The organism is Clostridium sp. 7_2_43FAA, assembly GCF_000158375.2.
In the GTDB taxonomy this organism is placed as follows: domain Bacteria; phylum Bacillota; class Clostridia; order Clostridiales; family Clostridiaceae; genus Clostridium; species Clostridium tertium.
On the sequence record NZ_JH815222.1, the window covers coordinates 828,587 to 848,542 of the forward strand.

The window sequence follows — 19,956 nt, forward strand, 5'->3', positions numbered from 1 at the left end:
ATAGCTGCTAAACATTAGAATTATCCTATAGTATCAAGTAGGAGGAATAATAATATGGGAAAAGAAGTGTTAAGAGTAAGTAATATAGAAAAATATTATGGAAGAAAAGGGAATATAACTAAAGCTATTAATAACATTAGTTTTTCAGTAGAAGAAGGAGAATTTATTGGTGTAATGGGGGCATCTGGAAGCGGTAAGACTACACTATTAAATTGTATATCAACTATAGATAAAGTGACTAGTGGACATATTCATATATCGGGAAATGATATTACAAAATTAAATTCAAAAAAGGTAGCAAAGTTTAGAAGGGAGGAACTAGGATTTATTTTTCAAGACTTTAATCTTCTAGATACTTTAACTGCTTATGAAAATATAGCATTAGCTTTGACTATATTAAAGACAAATCATAAAGAAATAGATAAAAGAGTTAAGGATATAGCAAGAAAATTAAATATAGAGGAAATTTTAAATAAATATCCATACGAGATGTCAGGAGGACAAAAACAAAGAGTTGCATCTGCTAGAGCAATAATAACAAGCCCTTCATTAATATTAGCAGATGAACCAACAGGAGCATTAGATTCTAAATCAGCTAAAATGTTATTAGAAAGTATGGAAGAATTAAATGAAAATTTAAATGCAACTATTATGATGGTTACACATGATGCTTTTTCTGCAAGCTATGCAAGGAGAATTTTGTTTATTAAAGATGGCAAGATATTTAATGAGTTAGTTCGTGGAAATGATTCAAGAAAAGAGTTCTTTGAAAAGATAATTGAAGTTATAACACTTCTTGGAGGTGACCAAAATAATGTATTCTAAGTTAGCTTTTAGAAATTTAAAAAGAAGCTTTAAAGATTATACTATTTATTTTCTAACATTAGTATTTGGGGTATGTATATTTTATACTTTTAATTCAATACAATCTCAAAGTATTATGATGGAATTAAATGATATGCAAGCATCTGCCTTTGAGCAAGTAGAAAATATAATGGGTTATGCTTCAATATTTGTATCTTTCATATTAGCATTCTTAATAATATATGCAAACAATTATTTAATAAAAAGAAGAAAAAAAGAGTTTGGAATATATATGACTTTAGGAATGGAAAAGGGAAATTTATCAAAAATAATTTTTATAGAAACCTTATTAGTAGGAATAATATCTTTAGCTATTGGACTAGGTTTAGGAATACTATTATCACAAGGACTGTCAGTATTAACAGCTAAAATGTTCCAAGTTAATCTTATAAAATTTAAGTTTATATTTTCATATAATTCAATGATAAAAACTATAGTCTGCTTTGGAGCTATTTATTTACTGGTTCTAATGTTTAACTCCATGTCTATAAGAAAAATTAGCCTTATTGATTTATTAACATCATCAAGAAAAAATGAAGCTATAAAAGTAAGGAATGTTTGGGTTTCAGTAATAATATTTATGATAAGCTGTATTATGCTAGGATATGCTTATAATACTGTTCTTACTGGAGGAGTAGCCACTTTAGAAATGAGTATTAATGGGTTAAGTATATTATTAGGTTCGGTAGGAACATTCTTATTTTTCTTTTCATTATCAGGTTTTTTATTAAAGCTTGTTCAAGCTAATAAAAAATACTATTTAAAAGATTTAAATATGTTTGTATTAAGGCAAATAAATAGTAAAATAAACACAGTATTTATATCAATGTCTTTTATATGCTTAATGCTGTTTGTTGGAATTTGTATGCTTTCAGGTGGACTTGGAATTAGTAGTGCAATGAATGAAGATATAAAGGATCTAACGGAATATGATTTAACCTTTTGGAATTTTGAAGGGATGGATATAGAAAAAGTTTTAAAAGAAAATGAAGTAGATTTAAGTAAATATTCTGATGAGTATGTTAGTTATATAAATTATAATGGTGATCTTAAATATAATGATATTTTATCAGAAGAGGGAAGAGAAGAACTTAAAGATTACTATCCTGTTTCAGTTAATCAGCCAGTTCAAATAATAGGGTTATCAAAATTTAATGAAATTATGAATATGGCAAATAGAGAAAGGATAAGTTTAAGAGATAATGAATATGCAATATTTACAGATATAGATGATTCAGTAAAAGTATTAGATAAAGTTTTAAGAGATAATAAGGAAATAAATATAAATGGGACTATCCTTAAACCAAGTGTAGATAAGGTTATAGAAATTGTAGCTTATGATAATATGATGAAAAGTAATATATGTACTATTGTAGTTGACGATAGTCTTATAAGTGGATTAGTACCTAAAAACTCATTTTTAAACTTAAATTATAAAGATGGAAATAGTGATATTCAAAATCTAATTAGTTCTGAAGTAGACCCTATAATAGAAAACAAATATAAAACTTTGTATTATATGTCTAAGGAAGAAATATTAGCTGATACATCAAGTGCAGGAGCTATAATAGCTTATCTAGGAATTTATATTGGAGGAATATTCTTGCTAATATCAGCAGCAGTATTAGCTCTTCAACAATTATCTGAATCAACAGATAATATTGAAAGATATAAATTACTTAGAAAAATAGGTGTAGACGATGAGATTATTAATAGATCCTTATTAAGTCAAATAGGAATATACTTTATGATGCCTTTATCATTAGCACTAATACATTCCATTGTTGGATTAGAGTTTTCTAAAAGAATAATAACAGTATTTGGTAGTGTTAGCATAATGAATAATATATTAATATCTTTATGTGTATTGCTAGTAATATATGGAGGATATTTTATTGCAACGTATATTGGAGCAAAGAAAAATATAAATCAAAGAATATAATAATTATTATTAAGTAATAGTTTCTTGAAAGTGCCTACTTGTAAATTTTAAAAAAGTATTTATAGTAAAGTTATAGGAAAAGATAAAAATATAGTTCGAAAATAAATATATTTTAAAAATAATGGGAGGCAAATTAAGTGAAAATAAAATTAAGTGCATTAGATCAATCTCCTATTGGAGAAAATTCAAATGCAAAAGAAGCATTAAAAAATACAATAACCTTAGCTAAGGAATTAGAAAAGCTAGGATATCATAGATTTTGGGTATCAGAACATCATGATACAAAGAGTTTAGCTGGATCTAGTCCAGAAATTCTTATATCTAGTATTGCTGCTCAAACACAAAAAATTAGAGTTGGTTCAGGTGGTGTTATGCTACCACATTATAGTCCATATAAAGTTGCAGAAAATTTTAAGCTTTTAGAAGCATTATATCCAAATAGAATAGATTTAGGTTTAGGTAGAGCACCAGGAGGAATGCCTTTAGTAAGTAGGGCTATGCAGCAAGGAAAAAATATTTATTCTGATGATTATGCAGATAAGGTATTAGATTTAGTAGGATATATTTATGATATGATGCCAGAAAATCATGCATTTAAGGATTTAAAAGCTACACCTATTATAGATACAGTTCCTGAAATTCATATTTTAGGTTCAAGTGGAGGTAGTGCGGGATTGGCTGCTCAAATTGGAGCTTCATATGCATATGCTCAATTTATTACAGGTGGAATGGGAGTTAGTTCAGTTAATTGGTATAGAGATAACTTTAAAAATTCAATAATTTCATCTGCACCTAATACAATAATATGTAGTTTTGCAATTTGTGCTAAAACTGAAGAGGAGGTAAATAGGCAAGCGTCTATTATGGACTTAGCTTTAGTTCTCGTAGAAACTGGTAGAACTCAAGGAATACCTTCTTTAGATACAGCTTTATCTTATAAATATTCTGATACAGAAATGCAAATTGTAAAAAGAAACAGAAAAAGGATGTTAATAGGAACACCAGATAAAATAAAAGAACAAATATTAAATATGAGTGAAATATATAAAACAGATGAGTTTATGCTTATAAATTTAAATACAGATTTAAATTCTAAGATAAATTCGTATAAGTTAATAATAGAAGCTTTTAAAGAAAAATAGAATAATTTAAGAAGTAATGTAGTTTGATTTATTTAAACCGCATTACTTCTTTTTTTATCTTATTTATTTTTATGGTAGTATATAATATATAAGGAAAAAATAATAATATAAATAATAAGTACTATTAAATTTAGAGTAAAAATAATAATATTTGGAGGAGGACTTATATGAAAATATTAATTACTAATGATGATGGAATAAATGCTAGAGGAATAATTGCTTTAGCAAAAGAAATATCAAAAAAGCATGAAATTATAGTAGTTGCACCTAGAGAGCAAAAAAGTGCTTCTAGCCATTCTATATCAATTAATAATCCCATTAAAATAAGAGAAGAAAAATTAGATGAAAATTTTAAAGCATATAGTTTAGTAGGGACACCAGCTGACTGTACTCAAGCGGGTTTATCTTTGCTTGGAGGAGATATAGATATAGTTATTTCAGGAATTAATAGAGGCTTGAATTGTGGAACAGATATTTTATATTCAGGTACAGTATCAGCAGCAGTAGAAGGAGCAATATATAGTGTGCCTTCAATTGCTATTTCTATGGATGTAGATTGGAGCAAAGAAGATGAAGATTATTCTAAAGCTGCTAAATGGATAAGCAAAATATTAGATGTAGCAGAAAAAGGTTATTTGAAAGAAAATGTAGTTTTAAATGTTAATGTTCCTAATATAAATGAAGAAGATATTAAGGGATTAAAAGTTTGCAGATTAGGAAAATCCACATACAAAACAAATTATATTTTAGTAGAGGAAAATGAAGATAAGGTTTATGTAACTAAAGGTACTAGAAATGATATTTTAGAAGATGATTCTGATTTATATTTCTTATCACAAGGCTATGTAACATTAACACCACTACATTTTGATTTTACAAACTTTAAAATATTAGATGAAGTAAAAGATATATTTGAAGATAAGGTGATGTAAGGGTGGAAGGAGAAAAAATAAAAGATATATTACTTCAAAGAAAGAATATGAAATTTAGGTTAATCATTCAAGGAATTATCATAGGGTTAATTACAGGTGGAGTAATTGTATTGAATAGATTAGGCATAAATAAACTCTACTCAGTTTTTATTAAATTTTATGCTTGGGGAAATAAAGGAATAGTAAATGCTATTTTAGTAATAATAGCTTTAGCTCTCATAGGATTACTAGTAGGACTTATGGTTAAGAGAGAAGGTATGATTTCAGGTAGTGGTATTCCACAGGTAAAGGGTAGAGTTATAAATAAGCTTAAAATGAACTGGTTAAGAATACTAATTTATAAGTTTCTAGGTGGATTAATAGCTCTATCAGCTGGTTTATCTCTTGGTAGAGAAGGTCCATCAGTACAAATTGGTTCTTCTATAGGAGAAGGAGTTGCAGAGAAAACGTACAAAAAAATGCCTGTTAAAAAAGAGTTTTTAATAACAGCTGGAGCATCTGCTGGGCTTTCTGCTGCGTTTAACTCTCCTTTATCAGGAATTATATTTGCATTAGAAGAAATTCATAGAAATTTTTCACCACTAGTTTTATTACCAGCTATGGCAGCTGCTATAAGTGCTGATTTTATATCAAAAAACTTTTTAGGGATGGAGCCAGCATTAAATTTTAGTGAAATGAATGCAATACCTTTAAAATATTATTGGATACTAATAATATTAGGAGTATTTACAGGTATATTAGGTGTTTTATTTTCAAAAGGAATATATTTATTTCAAGATATATATTCTAAGTTAAAAAAGGTACCTCAGGAAGTTAAAGTTATGATACCTTTTGTAATAACAGCTATTGTAGGTTTAATAGCACCTATGTTATTGGGTGGCGGACATGAACTTATATTAGAGTTAACAGAAGGAGGGCAGTCAATTTTATTTTTAATTATAATATACATTTTAAAATTTCTTTTATTATTAGTTTGCTTTGGCTCAGGAGTACCAGGAGGTATATTTCTTCCTATGCTGCTTTTAGGAGCAATCATAGGGGATGTTTTTGGAGTTCTATCAATAGAATTATTAGGTGTTAATAGTTCATTTATAATTAATTTTATAGCATTAGGTATGGCTGGATACTTTGTATCAGTAGTAAAAGCTCCGGTAACAGGAATTGTTCTTATAATGGAAATGACAGGTTCATTTAGCCATTTACTTTCATTATCAGTTGTAGTAATAATATCATTTATTACTTCAGAATTATTAAGGAATGAGCCGATATATGAAGTCTTATTAGAAAGGTTACTTAAGAGGGTTGGAGTAAGCAAAGAAGAAAATGATAATAAGAAGGCTATATTAGAGTTTGTAGTTGAAATGGAAAGTATAGTAGAAGGAAAATTTATAAGCGAAGTCGACTGGCCTAAGGATTGTTTACTTGTTTCTATAAAAAGAGGTGATAAGGAGATAATTCCAAGGGGATCTGTAAAATTAATAAGTGGTGACTATATAGTAGTTTTAGTAAATATAGATAAACGAGCTTCAGTAATAGAAGAAATTAACGGTTTGACTTTAGTATAGAAAGAAAAGTGAATAGTGAAAAATAAAAGAATGAAAAAGTTGAGGGAAAAATCCTTGAAGGATCTTTGAATAGAAAGTGATTGATACTTATATATTGTAAGTTTTGCGTAGCAAAACAACCTCAATTCTTTCATTTTTCATTTTTTCACTAATAAATTGTTTTGTAATTTATTGGTTTTTCTTAATATCCCGAGCCTTTAATAAATCTTCTTTATTATTTTCAATATAACTCAAAATTGCTTCATTTATAGCTTTTGCACAAGCATCTTGTCCTCTATTTGATTTAAGATATCTTTCATCGGCGTAATTACTTAAAAAACCAAGTTCTATTAATGCTGGAATACTTGAGTTAAGCTCTAAAACAGCAAGAGCGTCATCTTTATTTTTATAAGTTTTTAGCCCTCTATCATCTGTATATTTTAATTTTAATAAAGAATTTTGTATAGCTAGTGCTAAGTCTTTACTAGCTTCACTGGAAGGTTTATACCAAGATTCCAATCCTTTAGCATCTAAATCATCATAATTACTATTACAATGTAATGATATAAATAAATCTGCATCAAATACTTCAGGTATCTTAATTCTTTCTTTTAAACTATCATTAGCTGTTTCAAGCCATGGAAGTGAATCGTTAGTTCGCGTATAGATAATTTTTACTCCATTAGATTCTAATAATTTACCAAGCTTTAAAGATATATTTAATACTATATCTTTTTCAAGAACTCCAGTAGTTCCCTTTGTTCCTACATCCCAATCACCATGACCTGGGTCTATACAAACTATAAATTCATCTTCATTAGAAGATGTAGTTGTTACTTTTTTGTTGACATAATTATTACTGTTGTCAAATTTATTATTTAATAATAAAATGAATGATAGGGAAAAAAAGGCACTTAATACAAGAGAAATACGTAATATTAATTTTCTTTTTCTCTTTCGTTTATAGAGAAGTTTTCTTTTGTATGCGATATCGAATTTTTGATTTTCCATAATACATACCTCTTATTAAAGTATAATAATTTATTTTTAGAGCTTCTTTTAATAAATTTTCTATTAGCTATAAAAAGTTTTTCTTAGATGAAATTTATACAGCAACTTATAATAGTATTATACTTTACATAATAACAATTGTAAATAAATGGAATAAAATAAGTAGAAGTTACTTGGTTGATAATATAAGAATATTAATATAAACTATACTATAAGGGGAGGGAGTTTCATGCCAAAAATATTACAAAATCCAAGAGAAACAATATTAAAAGAAGCTTATACACTTTTAAAAGATCAAGGGTATAGCAACTTTAGTATGAGAGAATTAGCCAATAGAAGTGGAATAGCTTTAGGAACAGTTTATAATTATTTTGAAAATAAGATGGCATTAGTTGGTGAAATATTTAATAATAAATGGATAGAAATACTAGATGAATTAAAAGAAGTTAAAGAAAAAGAAATATCATTTGAAGAAAAAATAAAGTTAATATATTTAGGTATAGAAAAGTTTTTAATATATCATAAAGAAGTATTTTTTGAACTAACTAAAAGTGAAAAGAAAACAGAAAGTAAAAAATCTCATGGATGTAAGAGATATGATGTTTTAGATCCTTTATATATAATTGTAGATGAAATAATAGATCTACATAAAGAAAATAAATATATAACTATTGATATAGAGACTAGAAAATTAACTTCATTCTTAATAAGTAATATGATTACAATAACAATGAAAAATAAAGAATTTTCAATTGATGATTTAATTTATATAGTTACAAATAAATTATAAAAGGAGCAAGCTTGAGGCTATGAATTTATTAAATAAATTAGAAAGAAAGTTTGGAAAATTTTATATTAGAAATTTAATGCTTATTATTGTAGTAGGAAATGCTTTTGTATTTGCTCTTACAATGATGAATGGATGGGACCTCACTTTAATTAATAATATTTTATTAAATCCACAAAGAGTAATGCAAGGAGAAGTGTGGAGAATTATAACATTTATATTTGTTCCAGAAGTAGGTAGTATAATTTCTTTACTGTTTTCATTATATTTTTACTATTTAGCAGGAACGGGTCTTGAACATGAATGGGGAGGATTTAAACTAAATGTATATTATCTTGTAGGGATGATTGCTACTATAGTAGTATCATTATTAACAGGACTTCCAGCAACAGGGGCATTTATTAATCTTTCCTTATTCTTAGCATTTGCTAGAATTTATCCTGATTTTCAAATATTATTATTTTATATAATACCAATAAAAGTTAAATATCTAGCAATATTCAACTGGATTATAATAGGTTTTAATTTTATTACAGCAGGATCATTGAGAGGTATGATATTAGTATTAATTCCAGTTATTAATTACTTAATATTCTTTGGAAGAGATATAGTAGCAGGAACAAAGAGTGGAGCAGTAAATTATCATAGAAATCAAAAATTTAAATCTCAAGTAAAACAAAGAGAAATTCTTCATAAATGTGTAGTATGTGGAATAACTGAAAAAGATGATCCAAGTATGGAATTCAGATATTGTTCAAAATGTTCAGGAAAGCAGTGCTATTGTATAAATCATATAAGAGATCATGAACATAAATAAAATGATTTAAAGGTAAGGGTATTTCAATATACTTTTACCTTTTTTATTTATAAATTAAGATGTAATTGTTTTATTACCACTTAATTAACAATAATTATTAAATAATAGTAATAGTAATTATCGGTTAAATATAGTATAATATAAGTAATATAGGGAATACACATTAATTGGGAAAATTTGATTTTAATTAAATTGATCTTAAGAGATAAGGAAGGAAAAGGCATGGAAAATAATGATTTAAAAAAGATATATGATAACCCTTTATATATAAGATATATAAAAAATCCAAGTGTAGAATTAATACTGGAAGCTGTTAAAAAGAACGGGTTAGCAATAAGGTATATAGAAAACCCAACAAATGAAATGAAAGAAACAGCAATTAAGAATAATCCACTTGCAGTTGAATATATAGAAGAACTAAGTGAAGAAAATGCAATACTAGCAGTTAGATTATTATGGAATTCACTTAAATATATAAAGAATCCTAGTGAAAAGGTGAAATTTGAGGCAATTAATGCAAAAGGATGGGCTATTCAATTTATTGCTGATCCAAGTGAAGAAGTACAAATAAAAGCTGTATCTAAAGATTATGATGCAATCAAATATATAAAAAACCCTTCTGCTAAGGTTCAAATTGAAGCAATTAAAAAATATTGGGCAGCAATAAAATTTATAGATAATCCTACTTTAGAAGCTAGAAGAGAAGCTATTAAAGGAAATGAAGAGGCTATTAACTATATTGATTTTAATTTAGATGAATTAAGAATATTAATTGGAGATAATATAAAAATCGTAAAATACGTTTATGATTCTATAGATGTAGATTTTGTAGTTAATGTTGTAATAGAGAAAGTAAAGGAAGACCTTATAGATGAAAGTTATATTAAAGACTTTCTAGAACTTGAAATTTTAGAGATGGACAAAGTTAATTTTATAAGAGAATATGGAAGTAAAAAGGCTAAAATTTTATTAGTAGATTATAAACTTTCAAGATAAGGCAAAAAGAGGTGATAATATGAAATTTTCAGAAGCTATAAGTACTATAGAATTAGTTTTAGAATCAGGAAGTGTTCCATTAATAATAGGAGAAGCTGGAATAGGTAAAACTTCATTAGTAAAAAGAATATGTAAAAGTGATAATTATTATTTAGTTAATATAGATGCTAACCTTTTAAAAGAAGGTGAAATAGGTGGATTACCAGTAGTTGAAAATGGAAGAACAAAATATGCAACTCATTATAAGCTTATTGAAATGGAAGAAGCTATAGAAAATAAGAATTATGATGGAGTGTTATTATTTATAGATGAGTTAAATAGATGTGAACATGCAGTTCAACAAGAACTTATGAATTTAATTTTAAATAGAGAAATAAATGGATATAAGTTAGCGGGCAATGTTAAGATAGTGGCTGCTATGAATCCTTCTAATAAATATGATGGTTTTGAAGACAGTGATTATCAAGTTGTTGATATGGATAAAGCTCAAGAAGATAGATTTGTATGGATAGAATTAGACTCAGATATAAAGGAATGGATTAAATGGGCAATGAGTGATGATGGGAACATTAATGATCATATAATTGAGTTTTTATCAACATTCCCAGAATATTTAAGTACTCCAAATTCTAAAGAAACTATAAAAGCAACTCCAAGAAGTTGGGAAAGGGTTGCTAAGGCGTATAATATTTATGTGGAAAACGGTAATAATTACTCTGTAGATATATTTTATAATGTTGTAAAAGGTAATTTAGGAGTGAGTATTGCTACAGATTTTATTAATTACATTAAGAATATAAAGAATCCATTAATTAAACCAGAAGATTTATTCTCATACATTATTTTACCTATAGAATTAAAAGATGAAATAAGAAAAGAAAGCCATTCGAGGTTATATATTTTAGCTAAGAATTCCTTAAGATACTTAGAAGAAAATAATACTGAAAATAATAGAAAACTATTTGGAGATCTATTAACTTGTTATCCAAGGGATTTAAGACTTGGTATAATGAAGGAAGTTAAAAGTGATTCTAGTAAAGTTTTATATAATGATTTATTAAATGAAGATACATTCTTAGATGCATTCTTTAATATTTTTGAATAAGGAATGATGATATATGTTATTTGAAGATAAGCGTAACAGTTTGTTAAAGCAAGCTTTAGATATAAAGGAAAATGCTAGAATAGATAGTAATTTTGAAAGAGAATTCTTTTCTTTGGTAGAGTCAGTTGTTATAGGAATGCTAGAAGGTGAGGATAGCTTTTTTGGTCAATTCTTAGTAAAAATAGAAAGAAATATAAGATTTAATATTACATGGCCATTAGCTACTATTCCAAAAATGCAAGGCTTTAAAATGTATTTTAATCCAGTACTATTTTTGTTGTGTGATAAAAAAGAAATGCAGGCTCTTTTTAAACATGAAATATATCATATAATGTATGGTCATCATCAAAGAGAAAGAGAGCTGAAAAATAAATATACTACTACAGCTGTTAATTTAGCATTAGATATTTCTATAAATCAATTTATAAAAAATTTACCTACAGATAGTTTTAAGATTGAAACAGTTAATAGAGAATATAATTTAAGTCTTAAAGAAGATAATGCAATTGAAGTATATGCTGAAAAAATTGAAGAAGCAATAAAGTCAAAGTTATCTAAAAGTACAAAAGCTGATAAAAGTGATGTTATTGGAGATATAATAGATATTTCAAAGGCACATGATGTCTGGGAAGAAAGTACTTTAAATTATGATTCAATAAAGGATATGACTAAAAAAGTAGCAATAAGCTCTTTTAAGGGCAAAGCTCCAAAGGATATAGAAGCAATTATTAAATCATATACAGAAAAAGCAGAAATATCATGGCAACAATTATTAAAAAAATTGATACCATCTCTTAGAGCTGGAGAAAAGAAGACAATAACAAGAAGAAATAGAAGGCAGCCAGAAAGGTTGGATATAAGAGGAACTCTTCCCAATAATATTCCAGAGGTTATAGTAGCAATTGATATAAGTGCATCTATGAGTGAAGAAGAAGTTTATAAAGTAATGATTGAAATATTAGAAATAACTAAAACTAGAACTAATAAAATTACTGTAATAGAATGTGATAATGAAATTAGACGTGTATATGAAATGAGGTCCAAGAATGATATTAAGAAAAGGGTATCTAATATTGGATCAACTAGATTTTCACCAGTATTTAAATATATAAGAGATAATAAACTACGAAATCATGTACTTATATATTTTACCGATGGGGTAGGTGAAAAGGAGTTAGAAATTAAGCCTTTAAATCCAAATACAATTTGGGTATTAATAGGAGATGAAGAATTATCTTTATCAAATCCTTATGGACAAATAAAGAGAATAGAAGGTAGAGTAGAAAAGGGTGAAGGTGGTACTGCTGGATTAGATATGATTAAGGAGTATCAACAAGAACATGGAAGATACTTTTAAATGAAGAAGTAAAATGTAAAATGAAAATTGTGGAGAATGAAGAGAGACTTACTCCAATTTTCATTTTACATTATTTTGCTTGGCAAAAAGCTCCTAGTACTGGTATTAGTCAATAATTTGTGATATAATACAAATTTGTGGGGGTGCATTATGAAATCTTATAAAATAAGTAAAAATAATAGTATTCTTTTGATAGTATTTGTATTGGTTGTAAGCCTTTTGATAAACGTTTACACATCGATAATGAATTCACGTTACAAAGTATTAATAGGAAAAGAAACTTATAAAAGTGTTGAAGAGATAAGAAGTAGAAATGAAGGCGTATTAAATACATTAAATCAATGTATTAAAGCAAGAAGCATTAGTAATGAAGAATTATTAACATTATATAAAAGTTATAGTTCAATATCTGAAGAGTTTACAAGTTTATGGGCAAACTATAGAGATTATGGAAAAGAAGAAATTATATCTATAAAGAAAAAATCAAAGATATCAAAAGAAATACCTAATGAAGTTTATTCTAGAATTGAAAGTTTACTATTTGAATACTTAAGTTTTGAAATGAAAAATCATAATGAGAAGATTATCTTAGACGGTGAAACATTAGATAATTTTGAAGCTATGAGTAATATGGCTACTCAATTAGATGAATTTTATAAAGAATTTAACGAGAATAAATTTAAAAATGTTGATCAAGAAAAGAAGGAATTACTTACAATTAAAAAGGATTACTGGATGGATGTTTTAGAAGGTATAAATTCTATAATGGATCAATATTTAAATTATGAATTTGCTATAAAGAATTAAATTTAAAATACTCTAAAATAGAGTATTTTTTTATTTTAATAAATAAAATTAATGAATATAATAGTTAATAAAATATTTAATAAATGTAAATGATATTTCTGATTATTCTAGTAAAGTCATTAATAAAATTAATAAGATTTCTTATTTTAACTAAATTTTAAGTTTATAATATAAAATATGTGATATATTTATAATATAAGAAATAATAAGTAGTATTAGTTAATATAAGTTCCTAATATTTAAGCCACATTTAGTTATAGTAGAAATATAATATAAAATGACTATTTAAGATGGAATACATATATTATAACTATACGATTTTTAGGAGGTTTAATATGAATTTAAATAGAAATGATCAATGTTGGTGTGGGAGTGGTAAAAAATATAAGAAGTGCCATATTGAATTTGATGAAAAACTTGAAAGTTTAAAATTAAAAGGTTATGAAGTTCCAACTAGAGATTTAATAAAAAATAAAGAACAAATAGAAGGAATTAAAGAAAGTGCTAAAATCAATAATGCAGTATTAGATTTAGTACAAGAAAAAATTAAGGTTGGGATGAGTACAGAAGAAATAAATAAAATTGTTCATGAACTTACTGTTAATAGTGGAGCAATACCAGCACCATTAAATTATGGAGGATTTCCAAAGAGCGTTTGTGTGTCTATTAATGATGTTGTATGTCATGGTATTCCAAGTGAAGATACTATTTTACAAGATGGTGATATAGTTAATGTAGATGTATCAACTATTTATAATGGATACTATTCTGATGCCTCTAGGATGTATATGATAGGTAATGTAACTGAAGAAGATGCAAAGCTTGTTAGGGTTGCTAAGGAGTGCTTAGATAAGGGGCTTGAGGCTGTTAAGCCATGGGGATTCTTAGGCGATGTAGGAGCAGTGATACAAGAGCATGCGGAAGCAAACGGATTTTCAGTAGTAAGAGCTTTTGGTGGTCATGGAGTAGGTGTTGAGTTTCATGAAGAGCCTTTTGTAGCACACTATGGTAAAAGAGGTGAAGGAATGGTTTTAGTACCAGGAATGATATTTACAATAGAGCCTATGATAAATGAAGGTACTTACGAAGTTTTTGTAGATGAAGATGATGAATGGACAGTTTTAACAGAAGATGGTGGATATTCTGCACAATGGGAATATACTGTATTAGTAACAGAAGATGGGGCTGAAATAATAGCTTGGTAATAATATAATAGAAAAAGCTGTATCAAATAATGATACAGCTTTCTTTATGTTAAAGCATAACAATTTTTAAAATTAAATTAGTGACATCCGCCACCGCAAGATCCACATCCGCCTTCAACTTCGATAACTGGTTTAAGAGATAATCCTCTTCCTTCGTTTTCGTCAGTTGAAAGTAATTTGAATCCGCCGAATTCATCAACTAGTTTTTCTTCTACTACGAAAGTAATATCGTTAACTTTTTGAGTAACGTCTCCTTCTTTTGCTTCATCAACAGATATATTGAAAGCAGGACCACTACATCCAAATCCAGCTAAGTTAATTCTTATACTGTAGTTATCAACTTCATTTTCGTCTAAAAATGATTTAAATTCTTTGTATGCTTCTTCACTTATTAATATTTTATCCATATTATTCACCTTCTATTATTAAATGATAATTTATATCACTAGTATAACATAGTATAATTAAATATCAAGAGTTTTTTAATGCAATATATAGTAAATTTTAATAAATAGTTATTGTCATTACTATATATTGTAAATATAATAATTATTATAAATAATAAAATTATAATAAGTTATAATGATGCGTTAATGTTTTATTAAATATATAATTAATCGATAGAATATAAATAAAACTAATATTTCATTAATTTATATGAAAAAATTAAATAATTTATTTAAGAGTAAAATATTTGTTATAGAAAATAGAATTTTACATAAAGTAGTATATGTAATTTAATTATTATTCATTCAGAAGGGAAGTATTATTTTGAAGCCATATGACAGAACTTATTTAGTAGACAAGATAAATGAATATAATAACTTGATATCTTTAGGGAAGATTGGGAGTTTTGAAATAAAAAAAATAAATGGAAAAAAAGATTTTATTAATGGATATATGTATAATAAAAAAGAAAATATAGATTTAAGTATTTTAGAATTACATGGACCCAATAATATATGGATGAAAATTTCTCCGTTAGAAATAGAAAGTTCTTATATGTTTATAAAATATGCAACAGGAAAAGTCGGAGTAGTTGGTTTAGGATTAGGGTATGTAGTCCAAGAATTAGCTAAAAAAGATGATGTAACGGAAGTTATAGTTTATGAAATAGAAAAAGATATAGTAGATTTATATTATACAAATTTTGGGGATAATCCTAAGATAAAAGTAATAAATGAAGATGCTTATAAAGTTACTGGAGAAAGATTTGACTTTTTTTATGTAGATATATATGAGTATAAGCTTACTAAGCAAGTAGTAGATGATTATAATAAATTTAATGAATTACACGATATAAAGGAATATTTATTTTGGGGAGTGGAGCATTTTTTATTAAGTTGCAAATATGAAGAAATAGTATGGGTTTATATACCAGAAATTTGGATGGAAATTAGTAAAAATATATTTATTGCTCTTCAAGATTCAAATCTTTTAGAATATTATAGGCAACTAGATGAAGAATTAGTAAGTAGTGTATTAGCAGAGTTTAAAGCAGTATTAGATTAATTCAGGATAAAATATAGGTGATGAAAATATATATTTTTATATAAATTTGGAAATTAAGGTTTAAGAATATGTTTAATTTAGATGACATAGTTACATTATTTAAAGAATATAGCATGTATTCTATTCCTATATCAATATTGATAAGTACGATAATTGCAATATTGGGAGTAGTACCATCAATATTTGTAACAGGAGCAAATATTATATTTTTTGGTGCCTTTGAAGGGTTTATAATCTCACTAATTGGAGAAGCATTTGGAGGATATATAAGTTTTATAATATATAGATTGGGATTTAAAAAGGGAGCAGAAAATATTAAAAATAAACATAAATTACTAAAGGCACTAGTTGATTCTGAAGGGAAAAAGGCAGGTATACTTATATTCGAGGGTAGATTAATACCTTTTATACCATCAGGATTTGTGACACTAGCAGCTTCTATTAGCAATGTAAATGGACTTATATTTATAATTGCTACTTTTTTAGGAAAAATACCATCTATAGCACTTGAAGCATTAGTAAGTTATGATTTGATAAATATTGAAGAAAATTTTATTAGACTGATAATAACATTAGTAGCAGTACTCTTATTATATATAACTTTAAAGAAATATAAAAAAGAATAAGATTAAAGGGTAAAGTATTAAAATACACTTTACCCTTTTTAAATAATTGTTTTATTTTATTTAAAGTTATTTAACAACTATGTTTACAAGTCTTCCTTTTATAACGATAACTTTAACTATATTCTTGCCTTCAGTTGCTGCAATTATATTTTCATTAGCTAATGAAGCTGCTTTAATTCCTTCCTCATCTAAATCAGTAGAAACATTTATTTTTGCTTTAATCTTACCATTAACTTGAATAGCAATTTCAACTTCATCTTTAACTAAAGCTTTTGGATCAAATGTTGGCCAATCTTCATTGAAAATTGAGAATTCTAATCCAAATAAGCTCCATTGTTCTTCAGCAAAGTGAGGTGCAAAAGGTGCTAGAATCTTTAAGAAGTCTACACAAGTTTTCTTTAGGAAATCTAAATTCTTTACATCTTCTTGTAAGTATTTAGAGAAAGCATTAACAAATTCCATCATTCTTGCAATTGCAGTATTAAATTGGAATTTATCAGCATCTTCAGTTACACCTTTAATTGCATTATGTAACCAGAAGTTTAATTCCTTTTCAGCTTTATCTAAAGTAGTTTTATTGTTATTGTTAGCTTCAATAGCTTCTCTAGCTATATCAAGATATCTTTCGATTCTATCTACAAATCTTGCAACGGATTTAAGCCCATCATCACTCCAAGCTCCACCTTCAATATAAGCAAATCCAAACATTAAATACATTCTAAATACGTCTGAACCGTATTCTGAAATATAGTCATTTGGAGAAATAGTATTTCCTTTTGACTTACTCATTTTTAATCCATCAGGTCCAAGAATTAATCCTTGGTGAGTTAATGATTTAAATGGTTCATCAAAATCTAAATATCCCATATCTCTTAAAGCTTTAGTAATGAATCTAGCATATAATAAATGCATACAAGCATGTTCAGGTCCACCTACATATTTATCTACTGGAAGCATTTTATTTACTATATCTTTATCAAAGGCTTTTTCGCTATTTTTGCTATCAGGATATCTTAATTGATACCAAGATGAACAAACAAATGTATCTAAAGTATCTGCTTCTCTTTTAGCAGGCTTTCCGCATTTTGGACAAGTTGTATTTATAAATTCATCGCATTTTGCAAGTGGAGATTTTCCATCTGGAGCAAATTCAACATTGTATGGAAGTTCGACTGGTAATTGATCTTCAGGTACAGGTACAGTTCCACAATGCTCACAATGAATCATAGGAATTGGGGCTCCCCAATATCTTTGTCTAGATACTAACCAGTCTCTTAATCTATAATTAACCTTTGAAGAGCCAAGTTTCATAGATGATAATTTTTCAACTATCTTTTCTTTAGCTTCTTCAGTAGTTAATCCATCAAATTCTCCAGAGTTAACTAATACACCATATTCACAGTAAGGTAATTCAGTGTTATCACCTTTTTTGTTAGTTATAACTCTTTCTATTGGTAAATTAAACTTTGTAGCAAAAGCAAAATCTCTTTCATCATGTGCAGGAACAGCCATAACAGCTCCAGTTCCATAAGTTGATAAAACATAATCTCCAATCCAAATTGGAACTTCTTTATTGTTTATAGGATTTATAGCATAAGAACCTGTAAATACACCAGTTTTTTCTCTTGATAAAGATTGTCTTTCTATATCAGATTGTTTTTTAGCTTCTTCTTTATAATTTTCAACAGATTCTTTATATTCTGCAGTTGTAAGTTTATCAACAAGTGGATTTTCAGGTGCTAAAACAACATAAGTTACACCATTTAATGTATCAACTCTAGTAGTGAATACATCAAATTTTATATCTGAATTTTTAACTTTAAATGTAACTTCTGCACCAGTAGATTTACCAATCCAGTGTTTTTGCATAGCAACAGTTTTTTCTGGCCAGTCTAAAGTATCTAGTTTTTCTAATAGTTCATCAGCATAATCAGTTATTTTTAAGAACCATTGAGTTAAGTCTTTTTTTGTTACTTCAGTTGAACATCTTTCACAAGCACCTTCATGAACTTGCTCATTAGCTAAAACTGTATTACAAGATGGACACCAGTTTACAGGGGCTTTTTTTCTATAAGCTAATCCTTTTTCATATAGTTTTAAGAATACCCATTGAGTCCATTTGTAATAGTCTGGATTACAAGTAATAACTTCGTTATCCCAGTTAAACATAGCACCCATAGCTTTTAATTGTTTTTCCATAGTTTCTATATTTTTATCAGTTGAATCCTTTGGATGAATTCCTGTCTTTATTGCAAAGTTTTCAGCTGGAAGTCCAAATGCATCAAATCCCATTGGTTGAAATACATTATATCCTTGCATTCTTTTCATTCTAGCCCATGAATCTACAGGTCCATAGTTAAACCAGTGACCAGCGTGTAATTGGCTACCTGAAGGATAAGAGAACATTTCTAAAACATAAAGTTTTTCTCCTTCCTTATTTGGGTCGAACTTATAAAGATTTGTTTCTTCCCACTTATCTTGCCATTTTTTATCTATGGAAGTTCCATAATTAGCCACAATAATTCCTCCTTTAAAAGTAAAAAATAATATAAAAAAGCCCTTCATCTCAATTAAGAGACGAAGGACATATTCGCGGTACCACTCTTATTAGAAAAAATAATATTTTTCTCACTCAAATTTATAACGGTTCTCCCGTACTTGCTTTTAACAAGTAAGCTCATAGGCAAGTTCTTATAAGTTAAACACTGTTTTACAGCAACCAACAGCTCTCTTGAGGATAACCTTTATAATACTACTCCTAATCAAAGCAATAAATATATAATTTTAATATACTCAATTATATATTTTATTACAATATAAGTCAACAACCACAAAATAGGAAATTATATGAATTAAAATATATTAAGAAATTTGTTGATGAAAAAGGAGCAATTGGATATATTAATCATATAAAACTTAAAAGGAGGTAAAAGAAGATGAATATAGGAGAGTTAATGAAACTTAAAAACTGGGTTGTTATAGGTGATGTTTCTAATGAGACTAAATATGCAAATGAAATTTTAAATAAGTTTAAGTTAAAAGGATATATGGTAAGTGGAATTCATCCTAAAGGTGGTAAGGGAATTTACACTAATTTGAAAGAGGTTCCATATAATATAGAAGCTATTGATTTATGTATAAATGCAAAATATGGAATAGAGTTTTTAAAAGAAGCAAAAGAGCTGGGAATAAAAAACGTATTAATACAACCAGGTGCTGAAAGTGATGAAATATTAAAATATTGCAAGGAAAATTCTATAAATGCTATAGAAAACTGTGCATTAATTCAGTTAAATCATATATAGAGTT

General features: G+C 27.1%; 18 protein-coding genes and 1 other annotated feature. Of the genes, 15 read left to right on the forward strand and 3 right to left on the reverse strand.

Annotated features, from left to right (window positions below; translation table 11 throughout):
• The first annotated feature begins 54 nt into the window (after nucleotides 1-54).
• The 5 genes from CSBG_RS05470 (at nucleotide 55) to CSBG_RS05490 (ending at nucleotide 6,445) form a co-directional block, all read left to right on the forward strand.
• The gene (locus CSBG_RS05470; protein ID WP_008677768.1) at nucleotides 55-825 is read left to right on the forward strand and encodes an ABC transporter ATP-binding protein; all 771 of its coding nucleotides are present in this window, start codon (nucleotides 55-57) and stop codon (nucleotides 823-825) included.
• Complete coding sequence (locus tag CSBG_RS05475; RefSeq protein WP_008677769.1) at nucleotides 815-2,806, forward strand: ABC transporter permease; 1,992 nt, start codon at nucleotides 815-817, stop codon at nucleotides 2,804-2,806. Before CSBG_RS05470 ends, CSBG_RS05475 begins: the two co-directional genes overlap by 11 nt.
• A gap of 137 nt (nucleotides 2,807-2,943) precedes the next feature.
• Entirely contained in the window at nucleotides 2,944-3,948 is a 1,005-nt protein-coding gene (locus tag CSBG_RS05480) for an LLM class flavin-dependent oxidoreductase (RefSeq protein WP_008677770.1), read from the forward strand.
• Between the two features lie 167 nt (nucleotides 3,949-4,115).
• Nucleotides 4,116-4,880, forward strand: coding sequence for a 5'/3'-nucleotidase SurE (surE, locus tag CSBG_RS05485; protein ID WP_008677771.1), 765 nt, complete (start codon nucleotides 4,116-4,118; stop codon nucleotides 4,878-4,880).
• A 47-nt stretch (nucleotides 4,881-4,927) separates the two neighbouring features.
• Nucleotides 4,928-6,445, forward strand: coding sequence for a ClC family H(+)/Cl(-) exchange transporter (locus tag CSBG_RS05490; RefSeq protein WP_051005307.1), 1,518 nt, complete (start codon nucleotides 4,928-4,930; stop codon nucleotides 6,443-6,445).
• 168 nt (nucleotides 6,446-6,613) lie between these two features.
• Here CSBG_RS05490 and CSBG_RS05495 read toward each other — a convergent pair whose 3' ends face one another.
• Nucleotides 6,614-7,435: an N-acetylmuramoyl-L-alanine amidase gene (locus CSBG_RS05495; protein ID WP_008677773.1), complete on the reverse strand. Its 822-nt coding sequence runs from the start codon at nucleotides 7,433-7,435 to the stop codon at nucleotides 6,614-6,616.
• A 229-nt stretch (nucleotides 7,436-7,664) separates the two neighbouring features.
• On the opposite strand from CSBG_RS05495, the gene CSBG_RS05500 reads away from it, so the two are divergent.
• The 7 genes from CSBG_RS05500 (at nucleotide 7,665) to CSBG_RS05530 (ending at nucleotide 14,509) form a co-directional block, all read left to right on the forward strand.
• Nucleotides 7,665-8,225, forward strand: a complete 561-nt coding sequence (locus tag CSBG_RS05500) for a TetR/AcrR family transcriptional regulator (RefSeq protein WP_008677774.1) — start codon at nucleotides 7,665-7,667, stop codon at nucleotides 8,223-8,225.
• A gap of 19 nt (nucleotides 8,226-8,244) precedes the next feature.
• A complete protein-coding gene (locus CSBG_RS05505) occupies nucleotides 8,245-9,039 on the forward strand; it encodes a rhomboid family intramembrane serine protease (protein ID WP_008677775.1) in 795 nt (264 codons plus the stop codon).
• 222 nt (nucleotides 9,040-9,261) lie between these two features.
• The gene (locus tag CSBG_RS05510) at nucleotides 9,262-10,035 is read left to right on the forward strand and encodes a hypothetical protein (RefSeq protein ID WP_008677777.1); all 774 of its coding nucleotides are present in this window, start codon (nucleotides 9,262-9,264) and stop codon (nucleotides 10,033-10,035) included.
• Nucleotides 10,036-10,054: 19 nt separating this feature from the next.
• Complete coding sequence (locus tag CSBG_RS05515) at nucleotides 10,055-11,140, forward strand: AAA family ATPase (protein WP_008677779.1); 1,086 nt, start codon at nucleotides 10,055-10,057, stop codon at nucleotides 11,138-11,140.
• A 13-nt stretch (nucleotides 11,141-11,153) separates the two neighbouring features.
• Complete coding sequence (locus CSBG_RS05520; RefSeq protein ID WP_008677781.1) at nucleotides 11,154-12,497, forward strand: VWA-like domain-containing protein; 1,344 nt, start codon at nucleotides 11,154-11,156, stop codon at nucleotides 12,495-12,497.
• Between the two features lie 150 nt (nucleotides 12,498-12,647).
• Complete coding sequence (locus tag CSBG_RS05525; RefSeq protein WP_008677783.1) at nucleotides 12,648-13,304, forward strand: hypothetical protein; 657 nt, start codon at nucleotides 12,648-12,650, stop codon at nucleotides 13,302-13,304.
• Nucleotides 13,305-13,639: 335 nt separating this feature from the next.
• The gene (locus tag CSBG_RS05530) at nucleotides 13,640-14,509 is read left to right on the forward strand and encodes a methionyl aminopeptidase (RefSeq protein WP_008677784.1); all 870 of its coding nucleotides are present in this window, start codon (nucleotides 13,640-13,642) and stop codon (nucleotides 14,507-14,509) included.
• 77 nt (nucleotides 14,510-14,586) lie between these two features.
• On the opposite strand, the gene CSBG_RS05535 is transcribed toward CSBG_RS05530, so the two are convergent.
• On the reverse strand, nucleotides 14,587-14,916 hold the full coding sequence (locus CSBG_RS05535) for a HesB-like protein (protein WP_008677786.1): 330 nt from the start codon (nucleotides 14,914-14,916) through the stop codon (nucleotides 14,587-14,589).
• A gap of 364 nt (nucleotides 14,917-15,280) precedes the next feature.
• Between CSBG_RS05535 and CSBG_RS05540 the strand changes: the two genes are divergently transcribed.
• Together CSBG_RS05540 and CSBG_RS05545 are read left to right on the forward strand one after the other, a co-directional pair.
• A complete protein-coding gene (locus CSBG_RS05540) occupies nucleotides 15,281-16,021 on the forward strand; it encodes a hypothetical protein (RefSeq protein WP_008677788.1) in 741 nt (246 codons plus the stop codon).
• Between the two features lie 68 nt (nucleotides 16,022-16,089).
• Nucleotides 16,090-16,647, forward strand: coding sequence for a VTT domain-containing protein (locus CSBG_RS05545; protein WP_008677789.1), 558 nt, complete (start codon nucleotides 16,090-16,092; stop codon nucleotides 16,645-16,647).
• Between the two features lie 66 nt (nucleotides 16,648-16,713).
• Here the strand turns inward: CSBG_RS05545 and leuS are convergent, their stop codons facing one another.
• Entirely contained in the window at nucleotides 16,714-19,164 is a 2,451-nt protein-coding gene (gene leuS, locus CSBG_RS05550) for a leucine--tRNA ligase (protein WP_008677790.1), read from the reverse strand.
• A 53-nt stretch (nucleotides 19,165-19,217) separates the two neighbouring features.
• Nucleotides 19,218-19,422: a binding site (T-box leader), on the reverse strand.
• Nucleotides 19,423-19,583: 161 nt separating this feature from the next.
• On the opposite strand from leuS, the gene CSBG_RS05555 reads away from it, so the two are divergent.
• Complete coding sequence (locus tag CSBG_RS05555; protein ID WP_008677791.1) at nucleotides 19,584-19,952, forward strand: CoA-binding protein; 369 nt, start codon at nucleotides 19,584-19,586, stop codon at nucleotides 19,950-19,952.
• The last annotated feature ends 4 nt before the right edge of the window (nucleotides 19,953-19,956 follow it).

Coding starts and splice junctions, on each gene's coding strand:
- CSBG_RS05470 (WP_008677768.1), top strand. CDS start 55: ATGGGAAAAGAAGTGTTAAGAGTAAGTAATATAGAAAAATATTATGGA.
- CSBG_RS05475 (WP_008677769.1), top strand. CDS start 815: ATGTATTCTAAGTTAGCTTTTAGAAATTTAAAAAGAAGCTTTAAAGAT.
- surE (WP_008677771.1), top strand. CDS start 4,116: ATGAAAATATTAATTACTAATGATGATGGAATAAATGCTAGAGGAATA.
- CSBG_RS05490 (WP_051005307.1), top strand. CDS start 4,928: ATGAAATTTAGGTTAATCATTCAAGGAATTATCATAGGGTTAATTACA.
- CSBG_RS05495 (WP_008677773.1), bottom strand. CDS start 7,435: ATGGAAAATCAAAAATTCGATATCGCATACAAAAGAAAACTTCTCTAT.
- CSBG_RS05500 (WP_008677774.1), top strand. CDS start 7,665: ATGCCAAAAATATTACAAAATCCAAGAGAAACAATATTAAAAGAAGCT.
- CSBG_RS05505 (WP_008677775.1), top strand. CDS start 8,245: ATGAATTTATTAAATAAATTAGAAAGAAAGTTTGGAAAATTTTATATT.
- CSBG_RS05510 (WP_008677777.1), top strand. CDS start 9,262: ATGGAAAATAATGATTTAAAAAAGATATATGATAACCCTTTATATATA.
- CSBG_RS05515 (WP_008677779.1), top strand. CDS start 10,055: ATGAAATTTTCAGAAGCTATAAGTACTATAGAATTAGTTTTAGAATCA.
- CSBG_RS05520 (WP_008677781.1), top strand. CDS start 11,154: ATGTTATTTGAAGATAAGCGTAACAGTTTGTTAAAGCAAGCTTTAGAT.
- CSBG_RS05525 (WP_008677783.1), top strand. CDS start 12,648: ATGAAATCTTATAAAATAAGTAAAAATAATAGTATTCTTTTGATAGTA.
- CSBG_RS05530 (WP_008677784.1), top strand. CDS start 13,640: ATGAATTTAAATAGAAATGATCAATGTTGGTGTGGGAGTGGTAAAAAA.
- CSBG_RS05535 (WP_008677786.1), bottom strand. CDS start 14,916: ATGGATAAAATATTAATAAGTGAAGAAGCATACAAAGAATTTAAATCA.
- CSBG_RS05545 (WP_008677789.1), top strand. CDS start 16,090: ATGTTTAATTTAGATGACATAGTTACATTATTTAAAGAATATAGCATG.
- CSBG_RS05555 (WP_008677791.1), top strand. CDS start 19,584: ATGAATATAGGAGAGTTAATGAAACTTAAAAACTGGGTTGTTATAGGT.